Origin of the sequence: Clostridium paridis (assembly GCF_016765615.1) — a bacterium.
Taxonomy (GTDB): domain Bacteria; phylum Bacillota; class Clostridia; order Clostridiales; family Clostridiaceae; genus Clostridium_T; species Clostridium_T paridis.
The window spans coordinates 63352-83762 of record NZ_JAESWA010000029.1 but is presented as its reverse complement, the minus strand read 5'-3'; the positions used below and the strand labels follow the sequence as shown (position 1 = coordinate 83762).

The 20411-nt window shown below is 29.5% G+C and carries 17 protein-coding genes; 2 read left to right on the top strand and 15 right to left on the bottom strand.

Annotated features, from left to right (window positions below):
* Positions 1 to 15: 15 nt before the first annotated feature.
* The 12 genes from JK634_RS19650 to JK634_RS19595 all read right to left on the bottom strand — a co-directional run bounded on the left by JK634_RS19650 (position 16) and on the right by JK634_RS19595 (position 15532).
* Positions 16 to 1416, bottom strand: coding sequence for a LexA family protein (locus tag JK634_RS19650; RefSeq protein WP_202769460.1), 1401 nt, complete (start codon positions 1414 to 1416; stop codon positions 16 to 18).
* A gap of 123 nt (positions 1417 to 1539) precedes the next feature.
* Positions 1540 to 3330 (bottom strand): MutS-related protein, encoded by a 1791-nt coding sequence (locus JK634_RS19645; protein ID WP_202769459.1) that lies wholly within the window; start codon positions 3328 to 3330, stop codon positions 1540 to 1542.
* A gap of 97 nt (positions 3331 to 3427) precedes the next feature.
* Positions 3428 to 4315, bottom strand: coding sequence for a metal ABC transporter substrate-binding protein (locus JK634_RS19640; RefSeq protein WP_202769458.1), 888 nt, complete (start codon positions 4313 to 4315; stop codon positions 3428 to 3430).
* Positions 4316 to 4472: 157 nt separating this feature from the next.
* Positions 4473 to 5843 carry a SpoVR family protein gene (locus JK634_RS19635; RefSeq protein ID WP_202769457.1) on the bottom strand — a complete coding sequence of 457 codons (1371 nt, stop codon included), beginning with the start codon at positions 5841 to 5843 and terminating at the stop codon, positions 4473 to 4475.
* Positions 5833 to 7017, bottom strand: a complete 1185-nt coding sequence (gene yhbH / locus JK634_RS19630; protein ID WP_202769456.1) for a sporulation protein YhbH — start codon at positions 7015 to 7017, stop codon at positions 5833 to 5835. The genes JK634_RS19635 and yhbH overlap by 11 nt, the downstream gene beginning before the upstream one ends.
* Positions 7018 to 7021: 4 nt before the next feature.
* Complete coding sequence (locus tag JK634_RS19625; RefSeq protein WP_202769455.1) at positions 7022 to 8944, bottom strand: PrkA family serine protein kinase; 1923 nt, start codon at positions 8942 to 8944, stop codon at positions 7022 to 7024.
* Positions 8945 to 9133: 189 nt separating this feature from the next.
* Entirely contained in the window at positions 9134 to 9463 is a 330-nt protein-coding gene (locus JK634_RS19620) for a YbjQ family protein (protein ID WP_202769454.1), read from the bottom strand.
* A 95-nt stretch (positions 9464 to 9558) separates the two neighbouring features.
* On the bottom strand, positions 9559 to 11319 hold the full coding sequence (gene recQ / locus JK634_RS19615) for a DNA helicase RecQ (RefSeq protein ID WP_202769453.1): 1761 nt from the start codon (positions 11317 to 11319) through the stop codon (positions 9559 to 9561).
* 82 nt (positions 11320 to 11401) lie between these two features.
* Entirely contained in the window at positions 11402 to 12181 is a 780-nt protein-coding gene (locus JK634_RS19610; protein WP_202769452.1) for a hypothetical protein, read from the bottom strand.
* A 20-nt stretch (positions 12182 to 12201) separates the two neighbouring features.
* The gene (gene sdaAA / locus JK634_RS19605) at positions 12202 to 13086 is read right to left on the bottom strand and encodes an L-serine ammonia-lyase, iron-sulfur-dependent, subunit alpha (RefSeq protein ID WP_202769451.1); all 885 of its coding nucleotides are present in this window, start codon (positions 13084 to 13086) and stop codon (positions 12202 to 12204) included.
* Between the two features lie 5 nt (positions 13087 to 13091).
* On the bottom strand, positions 13092 to 13772 hold the full coding sequence (gene sdaAB / locus JK634_RS19600; protein ID WP_202769450.1) for an L-serine ammonia-lyase, iron-sulfur-dependent subunit beta: 681 nt from the start codon (positions 13770 to 13772) through the stop codon (positions 13092 to 13094).
* Positions 13773 to 13873: 101 nt separating this feature from the next.
* A complete protein-coding gene (locus tag JK634_RS19595; RefSeq protein ID WP_202769449.1) occupies positions 13874 to 15532 on the bottom strand; it encodes a nucleoside kinase in 1659 nt (552 codons plus the stop codon).
* A 133-nt stretch (positions 15533 to 15665) separates the two neighbouring features.
* Between JK634_RS19595 and JK634_RS19590 the strand changes: the two genes are divergently transcribed.
* Positions 15666 to 16325: a DUF421 domain-containing protein gene (locus JK634_RS19590; RefSeq protein WP_202769448.1), complete on the top strand. Its 660-nt coding sequence runs from the start codon at positions 15666 to 15668 to the stop codon at positions 16323 to 16325.
* Positions 16322 to 16702 (top strand): DUF4363 family protein, encoded by a 381-nt coding sequence (locus tag JK634_RS19585; protein WP_202769447.1) that lies wholly within the window; start codon positions 16322 to 16324, stop codon positions 16700 to 16702. Before JK634_RS19590 ends, JK634_RS19585 begins: the two co-directional genes overlap by 4 nt.
* An 81-nt stretch (positions 16703 to 16783) precedes the next feature.
* On the opposite strand, the gene JK634_RS19580 is transcribed toward JK634_RS19585, so the two are convergent.
* From JK634_RS19580 to JK634_RS19570, 3 genes are all read right to left on the bottom strand, one after another.
* On the bottom strand, positions 16784 to 18280 hold the full coding sequence (locus JK634_RS19580) for a sensor histidine kinase (protein WP_202769446.1): 1497 nt from the start codon (positions 18278 to 18280) through the stop codon (positions 16784 to 16786).
* Positions 18281 to 18291: 11 nt separating this feature from the next.
* Positions 18292 to 18999, bottom strand: coding sequence for a response regulator transcription factor (locus tag JK634_RS19575; RefSeq protein ID WP_202769445.1), 708 nt, complete (start codon positions 18997 to 18999; stop codon positions 18292 to 18294).
* A 123-nt stretch (positions 19000 to 19122) separates the two neighbouring features.
* Positions 19123 to 20403, bottom strand: a complete 1281-nt coding sequence (locus tag JK634_RS19570; RefSeq protein WP_202769444.1) for an ABC transporter permease — start codon at positions 20401 to 20403, stop codon at positions 19123 to 19125.
* Positions 20404 to 20411: the final 8 nt, after the last annotated feature.

Here is a 20411-nt window from a genome sequence, read left to right as displayed (position 1 = left end):
TCTACTTTAAAGGATCTATCCATTCTTTTTAATTATTCCAATTGCCACGCCTAAGATATTAGTTTCTTTCCCCGCTAGGTATATTGGATCATACTTGTCATTCTCTGGCATTAATACTGGTACTTCACCATTAAGTTTTAATCTCTTTAGCGTTGCACTACCCTCTATATCTATTGCTACTATTTCATTATGATCCGCCATAGATCTTTTATTAATAGCAACTATATCACCATGAAATATGTTTGCATTTTCCATTGAGTCCCCTTTTACTCTTAGGAAAAATACTTCATTACTATTCTTTATCCATTCCTTAGGTAGATAAATCATTTCTTCTACCTCTTCATTCATAAGAATAGGTTCTCCAGCTGCTATGTTTGAAAATAACGGAAACTCCTTTATATCATTTTCCTTGTAAGTATATTCACTCTTATCATTTTTTTCAACAATTTCATGTGTATTTATTGATGTATCTTTAAAAAACTTCCTTTTCACACCTTTGTTTATATCAATAAATTCATAATGTTCAATCGGATTCCACTCATTATAAAAGGTTTTGAACTGTTCATTGAATCTAAAAGTTTTTGATTTTATATTCTTAAATGGATTTATAACCATTTTTTCTTCACCCAAAATATAAACTATAGAACTATATTCCTGTGGTGTTAGTAAGGAATCTATAAAGTTAATCTCTTTTAAACTTAGACCCTTACAGTTATCTAAAACTATATGAGTGTATATCCCTTTAGTTTTTTTTGAATACTCATGAGCATAATTCACTTCATCATATCTATCCATTAAGCCACTCTGTGCTAAATTTTCGTTATAAGAAGAAAGTAAATCATATATGGCTTCTCTTGTTTTAGAACCTTTGCCTATACGCCCTTCTCTACCTTTTCGTCTAGCCTCTAGATATTCGACCTTAGAAAATCCATTTGACTTAATCCATGTAAATTCATCTTTTAAAAATTTATAATCTACATTTTGAATAAATTTAGATTTTTTATACTCACTTTTTTTATCTTCATATATAGATTTTATTAAGTTTTCCTCTTCTTCAAAGGAGGCATACTTAAGTGAAATCATTTTATCTCTTAAAAACCCTTGAGCAAACGAAGTAATTATATCCTCTAATGCTGCTACCTCTACCCCTTTGTTAAAATAAGAAAATAATGAGAAATATTTATTTTCAATCTCTGATTTTACATCTTGGTATAGTTCCTGAACCTTATCTTTTAAATTTTTCTCTGAAATAATATATATTATCTTTTCATCTGGAAAAAGTCTATAATTATTCTCTATATTAACTACTCTATATATTGCAGCTGTTGTTTTTCCTGTTAATTTTTTGCCTTTTAGAAATTGATATCCTAAACTTTTAGAATTCACAAATCTACTCTGACTCTTATTTAAATTCATTTTGTCCTCCTAATCTTTAGTACAGTAACTTCTTATACCATTATAACACACTATATAACCTAAAGTTCTGAGAACAAAGCTTAAAAAGATATGAAATTTATACTAATTTTTCGTTACTCAACTTTAAATATCTAGTCTAATTCCAGCCATCTTCATTAAATATTCTGCGTTTCTAGTTGTACTTTTTCCTTCTCTAAGTTTATAGTCAAATCTAATTTCATTATCTACATAATACTCTCTAAAATGTAAATTTTTAATTCTTCTATCTTCTTGTTCAAGCTCGCACAATTCTAAATCATGAGTTGAAACTAATCCTTTAGCTCCCTTACCCATAAGCTGCTTTATAAGCATTTCGGCGCCAGTATGTCTATCTACTGAATTTGTTCCTTTAAAAATTTCATCAAGTAAGAAGAAAACTTTCTTTCCACTTTCTGTTGCTCTTATTATATTTTTTACTCTTAGTATCTCAGCATAAAAGGATGAGATTCCTTCTTCCAGATTATCCTTGGTTCTCATACAAGTATAAGGAATCATAACACCAAGCTTTAGAGCTCTGCCATTAACAGGTAATCCTAAGTAAGAAAACACCATATTAATACCTATTGTCCTTAAGAATGTACTCTTTCCTGACATATTTGATCCAGTAATAAGCGCTGTTTGAATTGGTTTAGTTAAATTAAAGGAATTCTTTATTCCCTGAGGCACAATTAATGGATGTGCTAAATCTTCTGCAACTATTTCATCTTCTTCAATTATCTCAGGAATCTTCCAGTTTTCATTATCAAAGTAAATGTTACTTAATGCTGATAAGGCTTCTATTTCACCTAATGCATCAAGCCAAAGTTCAACGTTATTTTTATTCTTAAGCTTCCACTTTTCTAATTTAGTCATAAGAACTAAATCCCACATTAGTAAGGAATTAAAAATCCAATAAATCATATTCCCTCTATCAAATAACATATCTCCAATAGCTGTTATTTCTTTCATCTCATTAGAAGCTCTTGTATCATCTTTTAAGATTCCTACTGCATTTAAATTAATTTCTTCTTTAAAGTCTTCCTTTTCGATGACTTCTATTGTCCTATAATACGAAGATAAATTGGTCTTAAAGGAATAAATCTCTTCTAATGCTCTTGCAATTTCCTTTTTCTTTAATGTTAGTATTCCTCCATTTACAATTAGCGCTAGTAAAAATAATGAAAAAGGCTTTTTAAAAACAATAACAGATATTAATATTGAAATTGAAATTACAGGCATTATAAATCTAATTAGACTAGCTTGTGGGGACAAAAACCACGAATTTTCTTCTTTGACCCAGCTAATAAAACTTTTTGTTTTTTCAATAGGACTTTTTCTAAGTAACGGTATAAATTCAAGTGTCTGCCTAAAATCAATCTTTTCTGCTAACTCTTTTAGAGCTCTTTGTCTTTTAGTAATTTCTTCAGCAGTTCTAGTTTCTGTGCTTGAAAGTATTTTTGCAAGCTTTTCTCTCCCATAAAAGGTTTTAGTAGTATTTATCCACTGAAAAAGCGAATTATCTCCAAATATGTCCAAATCATTTATAAAAGGGTGTTCTGAACTTAAATATTCTTCTCCCTTATCTTTAAACTCTTTCCATTCGCCTTTTGCTCTTTTTATATGTTCATTGTTTATCTCAATTAATAAATTAAATTCTTTAAGCTTTTCTTTTTCTTTTGTGTGAATATACGCAATAAATACAAATACCAATATCAATAATATTGAGGCTACAATAAAGGCAAATCCTTTTTGTTTTATTATATAATAAACAGAAATTCCAAATAAAATAAATATTACCCCTCTTATTAGTGCAATTCTATTTATACTTGAATTTACCTCATCTATTTTTTCACTTATTTTTTCAATATTTCCCTCATAAATCTTTTGACTACTCATAAAATCCCACCGTTTCTAATCTTACTTAAGTTTATCTCTATTAATACATTATACCCCAAAAATAAGTAAAAGAAGAGACATATATCCCTTCTTTTTCCTAATTTATTGAACTTAAACTATTATATATTCTATCCAAATTTTCTTTCATTGCATCTAAATAGTTCAAATTATCTTCTCTAGTTTCTAATGTATAAATTTTTTGTATTTTTGAACCTGATTCTCTCGATATTGTTTCAGCATCTTTTTCACTACCTGAATTCTCCATGAATATTGTATTAATCTTATTTGCTTTTGCATAAGTAACTATTTCAGCAAGCTTTTGAGGAGTATTTTCTCCCTCACCAAACAAATTTTCTAAAGATCTCTGCTGAAGATTAAAATCTCTACACAAGTATCCAAAAGCTTCATGAGATGTTATAAAATCTCTATTCTTAAGATCCTTAAATCTTTTTGTGTTATCATCATAAAGTTTTTGAAGTGAATTCTTATACTCTTTATATCTAGTTTCATAATACTCTTTATTTTTAGGATCTTTATCTTGTAGACTATTCTTTATATTCTCACATATCTTTTGAGCATCTACAAGAGAAAGCCAAGCATGTGGATCTGTAGCTCCATCAGTTTTTAACACATTAATTCCTTCTGTAGCTTCAACTAATTTAACTTTACTATCACCAATGTTATTCTTAACATCCTCAATCCAATCTTCTAATCCTAATCCACTATATATAAAAATATCTGCCTCTGTAAGTTTTGCAAAATCTTTAGTTTTTGGTTCAAAATCATGAGGTTCTGAAGTTCCTGGAACTAAACTTTCTACGTTTACTTTTTCTCCTCCGATGGCTTCAGTAAAATCTTTTAGTGGATTAAAACTCACCATAACATTTATTTTTCCATCACTAACTTGTTTTTTATTACTACAACCACTAAAAAGGGCTACTATGCTAAAAATCAGCATTACAAATATTAAACTTTTTTTCCTCATTACACACCTCTAAGATTCTTCTTTATGCAAATGATTTGCATTTACCTAATTATACTATCATCTACGAAAAACCTTGTCAAGCTTTAACACCTCTCTAATCTTATTAACTAAAAGACAGAGACATAAACGTCTCTGTCTTCATTACTTTATAGCTAAATCATTGAGTTATTATTTTTTTATTCTCATCGCATATTATTTTAAATTCATCTCCATTTTTACCTTTAGTTATTAAGACCACTTTTCTTCCCCAAAGCTCCTGCACGTATTTTAGTGTTTCTTTAGCATAATTAAGCTCTAATTCTCTTCCATCAAATACATGCTCAAGTACAATTGAATTTTCCTTTGGATTATAATCTATTACCCTTATACATGGTATTGAACCTAATCCTGCATTGAAAGAAATCAAATCTCTTATACTTTCCCATCCTTGTTCATCTGAAACTTCTTCAACTAAAAAATCAAAGCCTTTTTTCCCATACTGGAATAAATTCAGTTCCTCACATAAATCTCTTGTGAGATATCTTCTTAAAAATGATGCATCTCTATCAATATCTCTTACTTCAAATATTTTCTTTCTTCCATAGGTCTCATCGATATATTGAAATAGTCTAAATCCGATATAATATGGATTCAAGCCCCCAACCATCGGAGCAATTACATCATTATGCCTTTTTAAGAACTCTAATTGTAGTGATTGTGGTAAATCTAAAGAATTTAAAATGTTGTAATGCCAAAAACTAGCCCATCCTTCATTCATAATTTTGGTTTCAACCTGTGGTAAAAAATATTCAGTTTCTCTCTTAACTATTTTTAATATGGTTTTCTCCCACTCTTCTAAATCTCCATACTCTATTAAAAATCCTACCACATCCTCTTCAGGCTCTAATGGAATTTTATTTATATCTGGAACTTCTATCAAATTTTCTTCATCCAATATATTTTTATCTTGTATGCTCTTGTTATAATCACTCATCATTCTTTCTCTTCTTTCTTCATTTGTTATTCTCTTTTCTCCTATCACTCTTGGAATCTGAAACTTAATAGCGTGTGCAGCATCCAGAACTCTTTCCACTTTTTCATATCCTATTGATGGATGATTAATAAATCTTCTAATTGTATCTCCATCAAGCTTAAACATCTCTAAAGTATTTTTAGCTCTTGTGCCTTCCTTAAACAGCCTGTTGTTTTTAAAGAAATCATTATGCCCATAAACATGTGCCATAGTTAAGATTTGCAGTAATTGAGTATTTTCTCTCATTAAGTATGCTAAGCAGGGGTCAGAGTTAATAACCATTTCATATGCCAATCCAGTCAAATCCAATGAGTACAATGTTTTTGTTTTTTCATAGGACTTTCCAAAACTCCAATGTGGATACCTAGATGGCATTCCTACATATGCTTCATAAGAAATCATATCGTTATAGCCTATTATTTCAAATTCTTGAGGATAGAAATTCAATCCTAATTCTCTTGCCTTGTCCTCAATTACTTCATTCCACTTTTTAAGATCATTTAAGCTATAATCCATAGGAATCCTCCTTCAACTCTTTACTTAGCATAAATTTTATTCCTTGCCACAAATCTTTCTTTTCCTTAACCACTACAGATAAAAAATTTTTCCTATTTATCTCTTTCTGAAATCTATAATACATTGTTGTAGAGTATGTTGAAGGTAATAATTCTGCATATCCCATCATATTACAAACATCACATAGCTTATTAACTGCTTCTAATGCTCTTTCGTTATCCTCACTCCAATTATCTCCGTCAGATGCATAGAAAGGATAAATATTCCAATAATCTGGTGGATATTTTTTCTTTATTAGGTCTAAGGCTAAATTTAATCCTGAAGAAATGTACGTTCCCCCTGATTCGGCCTTATGAAAAAATTCATATTCATTAACTAGTTTAGCTGAGGTAGTATGTGATATAAATTCAAAAGCTATATTATTATATTTTCTCCTAATAAATTTTGATAAAACAAAGAAGAAACTTCTAGCCATATACTTCTTACTTACGTCCATTGAACCAGATACATCCATTATAAACATAAGCACAGCATTACTCTCTTTTTTAGGTTTCATCTTTACTCTATGATATCTTAAATCTTCTTCCCTAAATGGAAATCTCTCCAATGTCTCTTCTTTATTAGCCTCAAGTAGTGCTCTTTTCTTTCCTTGCTTTCTTGCTATTTTGGCCATAACTGTTTTCTTTTTTGCTAATCTTGGATTAATTCCATACTTTTGAAATCCTCTTTTTCTACCGCTACTTTCAGTAACTATTTCAGAATATTTTTTTCTATCTAGATTAGGTAAATCTAGATCCTCAATAATATAGTCCATCAACTCTTCTAAAGTGATTTCAGTTTCGTATATATCTTCACCTTCACTATTTCCTGCTTTATTACTACCTTTTCCATTTCCTTCTGAAGATCCTATCTTATCTCCTCTTTTTTCTTCTCCTGTTCCTGTTGCTACTCCATTTGCATTTTTACCGAATATAAATTGATATTCTTTTATTCCTCTAATCGGAATCTTAAATTTCTTATTTTTACTTTCCCCAATTATACTTTCTTCAGATAATATATCTCCTAGATTCTCTTTAATAGATTTCTCTACTAACTGTCTATGCCTACGTCTATCCTCTATTGATCTATCATGCTCCACTGGCGTTTCTGAGTTATCTCTAAATATTGCAGCCATTTTATCAATCCTTCCATAGATTATTGGCTGCATACTTAAGAATTACATCACAACAATGTGAACAGTATCCACTCAATTTCATTTCTTCTACCATAGCATTATATTTTTCATCCTGTTCTTTATCTCTAACTCTAGATTTGGTTACAATTCTTGATAGATCTCTTACTGATGCAATTAATTTCTTTTCTATTGCGTCTTTAAGTGGCTCATAAGAGGTATAATCTAATTTTCCTCCATTTCTAACTACATAGAACATATATGAAGTTACATCTGATCTAAAGCCCTTTGAAGAGGCTTCTGATATACCTATATGTTCTTCTATGCTCCTCATAAATACTTCATCTGGATTTAACTCTTCTCCTGTAGCAACATCTTTCAACTTACTTTTATTAACATACGCCTCTGCATTATCAATATAGTTATTAAATAAGCTTTCAGCTTGTTCTCTAAATGAATGTATAAATGCCTTAGTTATTTCTTTTTCGAGAACCTTATTATATTCTTTTCTAATATTATCTTGTATTAGGCCTAAATACTTTTTCTTTTCCTCTTGAGATATGTCCATCTCCTTAACTGACTTAATCATGGTCTCCATTATTGAAAGTGGATTAATACAATTAAATTCCGAATTAGATAGAGCATTATCTATAGCCTTTATAATAAATCTAGTTGATATCCCTTTCATTCCTTCCATAGGTCCAGCTTCTTCTCTAAGTTCACCAATATCAATTCTCTTTGTGGTTCCTTTTTCTACAATATCCTCGCCATTGTAAATTTTCAGCTTTGTAATAGGATCTACTTTGGCTGATGGTACTAATCTTGATAAAATTGCAAACATAGCTGCAATCTCTAGAGTATGTGGCGCTATATGTGCCTTAAAATTACTCTTATTTATAATCTTTTCATATATTTTTATTTCTTCGTTTAATTCTAAACAATATGGTACTTCTATCTTCACTATTCTATCTAATATAGCTTCATTTGTATGATCTGATTTAAATTTATTCCATTCAGCCTCATTAGAATGTGCTATTATCAATCCATCAAAATATATCATGGAACCTTTACCTGGTGAGGGTATTGATTTTTCTTGAGTCGCTGTGATAATTGTGTGTAGATATTCAACATCATTTTTAAATACTTCTATAAATTCAACTAGTCCCCTATTTCCAACATTAAATGCTCCATTTAAAGAAAATATTCTTGGATCATCTTCTGGGTACATATCCATTTTGGATATATCTACTGAGCCTGTTAAAATAGATGTGTCTTGATTATTTGGGTCTACAGGAGGTACTACCCCTATCCCTTTTCTACTTCTTATAGAAAAGTTCTTTGTTTCTACAGGAAAATCTTCATATTTACCATTAAACTCATTGATAAGTCTATATTTACATACTGGACACAAATCTCCTTCTATTTGTACACCTAGAGATTCTTCAAAATTCTTTCTTAAATGCTTTGGTATTAAGTGTAACGGTTCTTCATGCATTGGACATCCTTTTAATGAGTAAATTGGATCAGCAGTTTCTAATGCTTGTTTAAGTGATTCTACTAACGAAGACTTGCCTGCTCCTACTGGTCCTACAAGATACAAAACTTGTCTTGCTTCTTCACCTTTCATTGATGCAGCTTTAAAATAGTTTACAAGCTTCATAATAACTTTATCAATTCCAAAAAAATCTTCTGTGAAAAAATTATACCTTTTAACACCTTCACTACCATAAAGCTTTTTAATTTTAGGATTATCCTCAGACCTTAAATTACTAAATCCTTGGCTTAGGATTATATCATATATTCTCTCGTGAGCTAGCTTCGCTACATCAGGATTTTCCTTAACTATTTCTAAATAGTCTAAAAATGTACCTTGAAATTTATATTTGTTATGCTTCTCTCTATCACTTTGAATAAATTCCTTGAAGTTCATAAGCACATCCCTCCTTTGTTTAAATATATTCATATAGATAAACATCTTATTACAAAAAAAATTTATCAAAGTAATAATATCTACTAAATAGTTACTATTAAAAATTAATACTTTATCAGTTTTATTTTATAAACAAAAAAAGTAGAGAACCTTCCTCTACTTTTTTCACCTTATTATTTACTTAATAATTTAATTTTTCTCAACTCTTACTGCAGTGCCATAACATAGCACCTCTGTTATTCCTTGAGATACCTCATTTGCATCATATCTAACGCCTATTATTGCATTAGCTCCAAGCTCTGCTGCATGTTCTAACATAAGTTCAAAGGAGTCCTCTCTTGCAGTTTCACATAAATCTGTATATATACTTATATTTCCACCTACTATACTTTGTAACCCTGCTCCAATATTCCCAACTATGCTTCTTGAACGTACTATTATCCCTCTAACAAGGCCTAAATTCTCAACAATTGTATATCCATGTAAATCAAAAGCTGTAGTAACTAACTTTTTATCCATATTAAACCCTCATTTCATTTTTTACTATATTATACCATTCCATCTTTTAGCCTACATTAAAATCCCCTTAAGAATATCTTAATTCTACTATATCTCTAATTATTTATAATCTTTAATAAATCACTACCATAATTCTTAAGTTTTCTCTCACCTATCCCTTGAATTGAAATTAACTCCTCTTCATTTTTTGGCTTTTTATTTGCTAATTCAATTAGTGTTCTATCACTAAACAATATATATGGTTTAACTTTTTCCTCAACAGATTTGTCTTTCCTATAAATTCTAAGCTTTTTAAATAATTCTTCATCTTCACAAACCATTGTTGCACTCTTATCGAGCTTCAAGAATACCTTTGAATCTCCTTTTAAGATTCTTATAGACTTATCATTTAATTTAAGCATAGAATAAGTGCCTTCTTTTAATTGCACATATCCATTATCTATAAGCCCTTTAATTATAGTTCTTATATAACTAGAAGAATATTCCCTCATTATCCCAAAGGTAGAAAGATTATTTAATGTATTTTGAATTATTTTAGGTCCCTTTACCCCTCTTAGAATATCAATAAGAACTGATATACCATAACTTTGTTGAGTTCTATATACACAAGATAAAATCTTTTGAGCTTCAATGGTGAAATCTAGTATATCCTCATTTTCAAAGCAATTAGAACAGTTATTACAGTAACCATTAGTGGTTTTTTCTCCAAAGTAATTTAATATATATTCTTTATAACACTTTTCACTTTCACAAAAAGCTAGGAATTCATTAAGTTTACGTAGTTCTATTTCTCGTCTATTAATCAAGCTTGTAGTATTAATTAGATATTCTACTGATGCTATGTCTTCTCTTGAATATAACAAATGACACTTGCAGCTTTCACCATCTCTTCCGCCTCTTCCTATCTCTTGGTAATAACTTTCAAGATTTTTAGGTATAGAAAAATGTATAATATATCTTATGTTTGATTTATCTATTCCCATTCCAAATGCATTTGTTGCTATCATTGTATTTCTATTATCTAAAAGAAATTCTTCTTGATTGAAATTTCTCTCTTCTTCCTTCATTCCACCATGATATTTTGCAACAGAAAATCCTATATCATTTAAATAATCATATAAACCATCTACTTCTTTTTTAGTAAGGCAATACACAATTCCGCTACTTGTATTATCTCGAAGATAATCTTTTACAAACTCCAGCTTATCTTCTTCCTTATTTATATAAATAATTAGATTTTCTCTATTAAAACTTCCTACATATATATATGGATCACTTAGGTTTAAAAGTTTTATAGTATCTTTTCTTACATCTTCAGTAGCCGTAGCAGTAAATGCTGAAATCACAGGCGAAGAATTTAATTTTGATATAAATGGAGATATTTCTCTATAACTAGTTCTAAAATCATGTCCCCATTGTGAAACGCAGTGGGCTTCATCAATTGCAATTTGTGAGATTAATATACTATTGCATAACTTTAACGTAAACTTAGAATTTAAGCGTTCTGGTGCCATATATACAATTTTATACTTACCACTAAGTATCTCTTTTTCTATTAGCTTAACCTTCTCTAAAGTAATAGAAGAATTAATATACACTGCATCTATTCCCAATTGATTTAAACTATCTACTTGGTCTTTCATAAGAGATATAAGTGGAGAAATAACCAAAGTAATCCCCGGAAGTAGCAATGCAGGAATCTGATAGCATACTGATTTACCTGCCCCAGTAGATAAAATTCCAAATGTGTCTTTTCCATGAAGTATGCTATTTATTATCTCCCATTGACCTTCTTTAAATTCTGTGTATCCATATATATCTTGTAATATTTTTTCTGCTTCTTTTCTTAAATACATTTACTCACCTTTAATCCATAAAAGCATTTTAATAATCATATTCTATAAAAACCCGGCATAAACCGAGTTTTCTATAAATAGCTTATATAATATCATTTATCTCTACTATTGTGCCATCTTTTGTTCCAAAGTTTAATATTATCTTATTTATACCTTTTTGCTTTAAATCTGGCATTATTGTTTCTATAAAATGATTTTTACTTATTCCAACTAATTTAGCCCAATATAACTGTTCTTTAAAAACATTATTATTCCCTTGAGCTGAACTGTAATACAAATATGCATAATTGTCATTTGATGATGTTCTTATATAGTAATCGATATTATTTAGGTCTGCAGCATCTCTAGCTACTAAATATATTCTATCCGGTAAAATATTTTTACTATTTTGTATATTATTATCCATGTTGTAAGTCTGAGTACCTACACTAGTCTGTGGATTTGCATTTGGTTGAACGCTCACAGTATTTGAGAAGTTAACATCAAAATTAACTGATTTAGAATATATATCATCATATCTTCTTATAAAATAAGGTATATTTCCTGCTAAAATAATACTAAACTCAGTATTATTATTAATAAAGCAATTATTAAAATTATTACCTTTGTTTTTTAAAATAATATTAAACTTTTCTAAGGAAATCTCGTCATAATTATTACCATCATCATTTATAAATTCTCTATTAGTATAAACATATACGGATTTAGTTCTATTCATATTTGATGGAAAAACTGCTATATTCCCTCCTCTAGTTGCTATGTATACTTTCTCAAGTCTCAAAAGCACTTCTAACTTAGCCATTTCATATGCATCACTGCCTTTAATAAGCTGAAATTTTTCAACCTCTTCTACAAAATTCATAAATTTTCCCCCTATACAAGTTACTTTTCAAGATTATTAAATACTTTTTCTTTTAACTCCATCCCAGTTTTAGTTATTGCTAACCCTCCTAAGGCGGTTTCTCTTAGCTCACTTGGCATGTTTTTTCCTACTGTATATACGGCAGAAAGAGCATCATCAAAAGGAATTTTGCTTTCAACTCCTGCCATAACTAAATCTGCGGTTGTAAGCGCACTAATTGCTCCTGCAAAGTTTCTTTTAGCACAAGGCACTTCAACTAACCCAGCTATTGGATCACAAACTAATCCAATTATATTTTTAAATACAATAGCCGCTGCATCCAAGCTCATTTTAGGACTTCCACCCATCATTTCTACAACTGCTGCTGCACTCATGGCTGCTGCCGAGCCACATTCAGCCTGACATCCACCTTCTGCTCCTGCTAATGTAGCGTTTTGTGCAATAATTAATCCTAATGCTGCAGCTGAAAATAATCCTCTTATTTGCTCATCTTCAGATAGCTCTAACTTTTCTCCAGCTGTCAATATAACTGCTGGTAATATCCCACAAGACCCTGCAGTTGGGCATGCTACTATTTGCCCCATTGATGCATTTACTTCAGCACAGGATATTGCTCTTCCCATTGCTTTTATCATAACATTTCCAGTAATTGATTTTCCACTATTTAAATATTTTTTTATTTTATATCCATCTCCACCAATTAACCCACTTACAGAATATACTTCTTTCTCCATTCCTTCACTGCAAGACCTTTTCATTACTTCATAATGCTTTCTCATTAATTCTATTACTTCTTCCCTTGTTGCTTCCTTAGAATCCATTTCGTATAATATAGCATATTCACTTAAAGATATACCTTTACTTTCACATATCTCTAATAATTCTAACCCATCTTTTGCAAACATGATTCTTATTCTCCTTCTTTTATTGGATTTATTCTTATAACTTTTGAAATATCATTAATAGATTTAATCTCATCCATAATAAAATCTGGAATTGGATTATCTACTTCAAATAACATGGTTGCATCTTTACCTTTTTCACTTCTAAATACCTTCATAAACGCTATATTAATATTTTCCTTATATAATAAAGCCGTAACTTTTGATACACTTCCTGGAACATCCTTATGAGAAATTATTAAAGTTGGATAATTTCCTGTAAAATCAACTTTTTGATTATTTATCTCAATTACTTGAATATTTCCTCCTCCAATAGAGGATCCCACTAATGAATATACTACCCCTGTTTTTCCAGTAATTATACACTTAACAGTATTGGGATGCACTTCTCCTAAATTTGCTTCAATGAATTCTACTTTTATTCCAATCTCTTTAGCTATATCAAGGGAATTTCTAAGTCTAATATCACTTGGATTCATTCCCAAAATGCCTGCAGCTAATGCTCTATCTGTACCATGTCCTTTATACGTTTTTGAGAATGAACCATGTAGCAGGAAACTAACTTCTTTAATATCTTCTTCTGCAACAATTCTAGCCATTCTAGCTATTCTTGTTGCTCCTGCTGTGTGTGAAGATGATGGTCCTATCATTATAGGACCAATAATATCAAATACATCATACTTTTTCATAATGCTCCTCACTTTTTCTTTTGATTATTTATAGGGTTTTTTATAGGAAACTTAACTTATTCTTACATGAATAAGTTATAAGTTAAACTTAAAACCCTTTATTAATATTTATAAAAACAGCTTCCACCAATAAATTCTCTTAATATGGAGTTTTCGGGTACTAAATCTACTGGTACTTCCTTAAAGAAACTTAAAAAAGATTTCAGTCTTTCAGCTTCATAAAATACTGAACTATCCTCATTTATCTTATTTAATTCTTTTAATGCAAAACTTTTGAGGACACATAGCTCATATACTAAAGTTGAATTGAACATAACATCTGCTTTTTCCTGATAAACAAAAATATTACGTTCCTCTCCTCTCTTAATTGATGGCCACATTTCTAAAGTTTGTTCTCCTCCATATCCACGAGTAAGATAGTCTCTAACAATTCTTCTTATTTTTCTTATATCAGTTGTTGCTATCCTATTATGATTATCTAAATTTAGTTGTGTTAATGCACTAATATAAATTTTAAATTTATTTTTATCTGCAATTGACTCAGTTAATTGATTGTTTAGCCCATGAATACCTTCAATAACTAAAACTCCATTTTGAGGCAGTCTAAATCTTCTACCTTCAGGTTCTCTTGTACCTGTAATAAAGTTATAAATGGGTATTTCAACTTCTTCCCCTTTTAGAAGTAATTCTAAGTGCTTATTAAATAGATCTAAATCAAGTGCATTAATATTTTCATAGTCTGGTTTCCCTTCTTCATCAAGGGGACTCCTATCTCTATCTATAAAATAATCATCTAGTGAAATAGGTATAGGAAGAAGACCATTTACTCTTAATTGAATAGATAGACGCTTTGAGAATGTAGTCTTGCCTGATGAACTAGGACCTGCAATTAATACTACTCTAACTTCTTTTTCATCACTTATTTTATCTGCTATATATGCAATTTTCTTTTCATGAAGTGCTTCTGACACTCTTATCAAATCTTGAGCATCTGTAGAAATCATTTTATCATTCAGAGATCCTACTTCTCCGACTCCTAGAATATTGAGCCATTGCTCAGTTTCTCTAAATATACTGGATAATTTTTTATGTTCCTTAAACTCAATTATTTTCGTAGGAGCTTTATCATCTGGGTATCTTAATATAAATCCTTGATCATAAAAAATAACATCAAACAATCTAACACTTCCAGTATTAGGTGCCATATAACCATAAAAATAATCATATCTTCCATCTAATTCATAAACATTTACCTTATCAAATTCCATATGTGATAAAAGTTTTACCTTATCAACCATACCATATCCTTCAAAGATATTTATGGCCTTCTGCTTAGATATTTTGAACTTATTTATGGGCAGATTCTTATCAATCAATTCTTTCATTTTTGATTTTATATTCTTGACATCTTCTTCAGTTAATACCTTTTCTTTATGAATTTCTCCATAGATTCCTTTACTAATTGAATGTTCCATAGTTATTTTAGAATCAGGAAATAAATCTAAAGTAGCCTTTATAAATATGAAAGTCATTGTTCTTCCATAAACCTGCATGCCTTCTACTGTATTATTTTTTATTGCTTCAAAGGTTCCGCTTTCTTCTAACGAGCTATTTAGTTCACGAAATCTACCATTCACCTTTGCGAGCATTATTGACATTTCATCTTTTTCATAATATTTTTCTATTATATCTTTTAATATAGTTCCCTGTTTCACTTCAATACTTTTACCATTACATAATGTTAAACTTAAGCTTTTCATTTCCCAATACCTCCTAAAAGAATTAAACATATTGACAAATTATACCTTATTATATTATATAACATAGCTTAGAAAATTCATAATCATACATATATTTCTCATTAATAGTTAATATTATTTTTGAGGTGTTTTTATGTTTATTGTTATATTTCGTACATGTATTTTATATCTTCTCGTGGTTTTAGTAATTAGACTTATGGGGAAACGACAAATTGGTGAACTTCAACCATATGAATTAGTTATTACTATAATTATTTCAGATCTTGCTACTGTTCCTATGCAAGACGTCAGACTTCCATTAATTTTGGGTATTATTCCTATAATGTCGCTTTTGATTCTAGAACTTATTTTAACAGAACTTCAGCTAAAAAGTAACTTTATGAGAAAAATTATTGATGGTAATCCTTCAATAATAATTAAGAATGGAAAGCTAAACGAAAAAGAACTTAAGAGTCAAAGAATAAATCTTGATGATCTCATGGAAGAATTAAGAATTAGTGGAAACCTAGATATATCTAAAATTAAATATGCTTTGCTAGAAAACAATGGTCAGCTTTCTATAATTCCTATGGATAATACCACGATGAACTTACCAGCAATTTTATATGTTGATGGTCAATATAATAAAGAAACCTTATCACAAATGAACAAAGATACTAAATGGCTAGAACAAAAACTACAAAACAAGGGTGTAAATATTGAAGATACCTTTATTGTATTGCTAGATAGTACTGGAAAGTTAATACATCAGCTAAAAGGTGACTTTGAAAAAATGGAGAGTGAAAAGAAATGAGAAATTCAATAATTTCTATAGCTTTATTTGCTACTCTTTTAGGGTTTCTCTTTTACGCAAATGGGAAACTCACTGGTATTTGTGAACATATATTGAAAAACTCTGAAGAAACTGAGACACTAATAACTGAAGAGAATTGGGAAAAAAGTTATGATAAAACTGTAGAATTAATAGATTACATAAAAGATAATTCCTCTGCAGTAGCTTTATATGTAAATCATACTGACTTTGATAACTTAAATATAGAAGCTTCAAAGCTAAGTCAATACATCAAATATCATAATTCTGAAGAAGCTTTAGCTTCATTACATGCTATAAAATTTTCAACTAATTATATACTAGACTTGCAGGAAGTTAGTATAAAAAATATTTTCTAAACCATAGCATAGAAAACTGAGGAATTTCTCTGTTCTCTATGCTACAATTTCTTTCTTATCTATTTAAAAATGCTATTAATTTTATAAATTATGCTTAAGCATTAAACTTATCTTAAATGATGTTCCAATCCCTAATGTACTATATAATTCAATTTTTCCTCCATGCAATTCAATAATTTTTTTTGAAATAGCTAGTCCGAGTCCTGCTCCTCCTGAACTTACTCTCGTTTTATCACCTCTTGTAAATTCATTGAATACTACTTCTTGAAGATCTTTATCCATTCCTATCCCATTATCAACTACTTCAATAAAAACTTCTTCCTGCACTTTTATCAAATTAAATATAATTTTTGTCCCTACTGGATTATATTTAAGTGAATTTGATATCAAATTTGATATTGCTCTATACATCTCCTGTTTATCAATATTGATAAATATCGGTTCATCATATATATTTATCTCGTAACTAAACTTACTTTTCTCTAGCTCAGGTAGATGTTCAATTATAGTTCTTCTATAAAATTCACATATATCAATCTTCTCTAAATTTAATTTAAACGTAGATGCATCCATTTTGGAAAATGAAAATAATTCGTCAATTAAATAATTCATTCTTTCACTTTTTTTTAAAATATAATCTAAATATTTTCTTCTTTTAATAGGATCTGCAACCATATCGTCTCTAAGTGCTATTGCATATCCTTCAATTGAGGTAATAGGAGTCTTTAAATCATGAGAAATATCTGCAATCATTATCTTTTTATTTTCTTCTATCTTACTTTTTTCTTCTTCTGTCTTTTGAATCTTTTCAGACATTGAATTTAAAGCGTCTCTAATAGTTGCTAATTCACTATCTGCTCTACAATTAATTCTATTTGAGTAATTCCCACTACTTATTTCCTCAATACCCTTAATAATATGCTTTATAGGATTAGCTATATTCTTTGAAATCAACTTACTTATTAATAATAAGAATATTAAACTAGTTATAAAGAAACCGCCGTAAATCAATAACATTATCTTTTTTATTTTTTCATCTAAATTTTTTTCATCATAATAAAAGCCTGGTGTAGTACTATTCATCATTGACCTTAATTTTGTATCCTTATTTTCATCTGCAGGAAACTTGACTAATAAAATCAATTCATTTCCAGCCTTATCTTTAAAGCTTTTACCAAATACATATTCTTTTAGATTAGCATCAGCTGAAGGTGAATTATATGTTTCTTGCAAAATATCTACTAGTTCGCCTGTAGAATATTCAGTTACTTTATCTAGCTTATTTCCTTTGATATATACTATTTTGTTATCTTTAAGTACTTCAAGCCATCCATCATATTTTGATAAAGCTGAAACATCTATATTTTCATAGTCTTCTTTAACTAATGAATCTATATAATCTTTTATATTATTATCCTTCATTGTATCAGATGAAACTTTGACCATAAATAATGCAAAAACAATAGATAACACTAAAAACAAAAAAACAGTCATAGAAATTATAACTATATTTCCTAGTGTAATCTTAAAAAAAATACCTGATGGTTTAATTTTATTTAACTTAAGTTTTTTGAACATCTTTTCACCACTTAGTCCCATTGAAATTTATAGCCTAACCCTCTAACAGTTTTAAGGTATTTAGGTGACCTTGGACATTCCTCTATCTTGTCCCTAATATTACTTATATGAACCATAATTGTATTGTCATCTCCGTAATACTCATCTTCCCATACTTGTTCAAATATCTGTTTTTTTGTAAATACCTTATTAGGATTTTTCATCAAAAATCTCATGATTTTATATTCAGTTACTGTCATTATAATTTCTCTATTATCTTTTAAAAGCATACATTGATTTTCATCAAGAACAAGGGTCCCTAATATTATCTTTCCACTCTTTATATCATTAACAATTTCTGCTTCTTCTCCTTTAAGCTCCGTAAATCTTCTTATATGTGCTCCAACTCTTGCACTTAATTCAAGAGGATTAAATGGCTTAATTATGTAATCATCCGCTCCCAAACCTAATCCAAGTATTAGATCATTTGCATCACTCTTAGCAGATATAAAAATAACCGGTATATTATATCTCTCTCTAATTTTCTTTACTAATTGATATCCATCTATCCCTGGAATCATTATATCTAATAAAACTAGATCTATTTTCTCACTAGTTATGATTCTCCATGCTTCAATTCCATCTTCTGCTTTATAAACCCTATAGCCATCCTTTTCTAAGTATAATTCTATCAACTCAATTATCTCTACTTCATCGTCTACAATTAAGATATTTCGCATTTTATCTCCCCCTTGATAAAACCATTATATTACATTACTTAAAAATATTATATAATATTCTACTTGCAAAAAAGCAAAGCAAAACCCAGCAGTAGCTGAGTTTTACTAGAAAACCATATCTAATTATTCATAACTAATTATTTCAACAACATTCATCTTAGATGCCTTAGATGCTGGCATCAAGCCTGAAATGGTTGATATGACAAAAGTTATTCCAAAACATATTCCTAGGTTTACCAGACTTAATACTGCTTGAGTTTCTTTTAAAACATAACTATTAAGTACAACTGTGATTATAGCTGCTACAGCACAACCTAAAATTGCACCTAAAATTCCAAGTAAAGCTGCTTGAACTAAAAATATGTTTTTTATTGCTCTTCTTGATGCTCCTACTGCCTTCATAATTCCTATAGTTTTTTTCTTTTCTTGTATACTCATATTCATAGTATTAATTAATCCAATACTAGCAACCAGAATAACTATTACTCCAGCAACAGAAAAGATTAATTTAAAACTTTTTGTAGCTGCTGCCATCTTTTGAGATAATTCTGCCATAGTAAATGTCTCAAAACCTACTTTATTCCTTACTTCATCATTAATAGTTTTAACATCATCGAGAGTTTTTGCTCTTACAACAAGGCTTGGATAACCAGTTTCTTTGAAATAATCTGTTTTCTCTGAGTAATAATTTAAAACTTCCTCTGCTACTTGCTGGGAACAAATTATATTTCTTTTTTCATCACTGCTTTCTTTTAATACTCCCACTATCTTTCCTTTAGTAGAGAATGATTGTCTTACTGCTACTCCATTTATAACTGGTGCATCAACTTTTAAAGTAATTTCCTTACCTAAAACATCTTCTCCATTATCTATCCCAATAGCTTTTAAGTACTTCTCACCAACAATAATCTCGTTTTTATCATTGGAAAAATCATTTCCATAGGCTAAATCACTTTTGAATGATTTGTAGTAGTTGAAATTATATCCTCTTAATGTAACCCCTTTATTTTGTACACTGCTTCCTTCTATAGTAACACCAGTTAGTTTTGTTTCTAATATAGCCTTAACATATTCCACTCCAGAAATTTTACTTATCTTATCTAAATCTTCCGTAGTAATATTTTTAGTTTCTCTTTTTTGACCAGCTGCATTTTTATCTTGTACTCCTACATTAATGCTAACTGACCCTGCAGCAGAAGGTTTAATATTAAATACAGTTATTTCTTGTGTATCTGAGAATGTAGAAAACATATTCTCAACCTGTTTTGCTAAGGTATCTCCAAGTCCAAGCATAGCCATAAGCAAAAGGCTTCCTACCGATATCGCTACAATAGTTAGAAAGCTCCTTAGCTTTCTTCTTCTTATGTCTGAAAATGCCATTTTAATTCCATCAGTAAACTTCATTTAGTTAC

Excerpts from the sequence above, each read along its gene's own strand:
- JK634_RS19575 (WP_202769445.1), bottom strand. The coding sequence starts at position 18,999 with ATGCGAAATATCTTAATTGTAGACGATGAAGTAGAGATAATTGAGTTG.
- JK634_RS19590 (WP_202769448.1), top strand. The coding sequence starts at position 15,666 with ATGTTTATTGTTATATTTCGTACATGTATTTTATATCTTCTCGTGGTT.
- sdaAB (WP_202769450.1), bottom strand. The coding sequence starts at position 13,772 with ATGAAAAAGTATGATGTATTTGATATTATTGGTCCTATAATGATAGGA.
- JK634_RS19635 (WP_202769457.1), bottom strand. The coding sequence starts at position 5,843 with ATGGATTATAGCTTAAATGATCTTAAAAAGTGGAATGAAGTAATTGAG.
- JK634_RS19570 (WP_202769444.1), bottom strand. The coding sequence starts at position 20,403 with ATGAAGTTTACTGATGGAATTAAAATGGCATTTTCAGACATAAGAAGA.
- JK634_RS19650 (WP_202769460.1), bottom strand. The coding sequence starts at position 1,416 with ATGAATTTAAATAAGAGTCAGAGTAGATTTGTGAATTCTAAAAGTTTA.
- JK634_RS19645 (WP_202769459.1), bottom strand. The coding sequence starts at position 3,330 with ATGAGTAGTCAAAAGATTTATGAGGGAAATATTGAAAAAATAAGTGAA.
- JK634_RS19625 (WP_202769455.1), bottom strand. The coding sequence starts at position 8,944 with ATGAACTTCAAGGAATTTATTCAAAGTGATAGAGAGAAGCATAACAAA.
- JK634_RS19610 (WP_202769452.1), bottom strand. The coding sequence starts at position 12,181 with ATGAATTTTGTAGAAGAGGTTGAAAAATTTCAGCTTATTAAAGGCAGT.
- JK634_RS19595 (WP_202769449.1), bottom strand. The coding sequence starts at position 15,532 with ATGAAAAGCTTAAGTTTAACATTATGTAATGGTAAAAGTATTGAAGTG.
- recQ (WP_202769453.1), bottom strand. The coding sequence starts at position 11,319 with ATGTATTTAAGAAAAGAAGCAGAAAAAATATTACAAGATATATATGGA.
- JK634_RS19620 (WP_202769454.1), bottom strand. The coding sequence starts at position 9,463 with ATGGATAAAAAGTTAGTTACTACAGCTTTTGATTTACATGGATATACA.
- JK634_RS19640 (WP_202769458.1), bottom strand. The coding sequence starts at position 4,315 with ATGAGGAAAAAAAGTTTAATATTTGTAATGCTGATTTTTAGCATAGTA.
- JK634_RS19585 (WP_202769447.1), top strand. The coding sequence starts at position 16,322 with ATGAGAAATTCAATAATTTCTATAGCTTTATTTGCTACTCTTTTAGGG.
- JK634_RS19580 (WP_202769446.1), bottom strand. The coding sequence starts at position 18,280 with ATGTTCAAAAAACTTAAGTTAAATAAAATTAAACCATCAGGTATTTTT.
- sdaAA (WP_202769451.1), bottom strand. The coding sequence starts at position 13,086 with ATGTTTGCAAAAGATGGGTTAGAATTATTAGAGATATGTGAAAGTAAA.
- yhbH (WP_202769456.1), bottom strand. The coding sequence starts at position 7,017 with ATGGCTGCAATATTTAGAGATAACTCAGAAACGCCAGTGGAGCATGAT.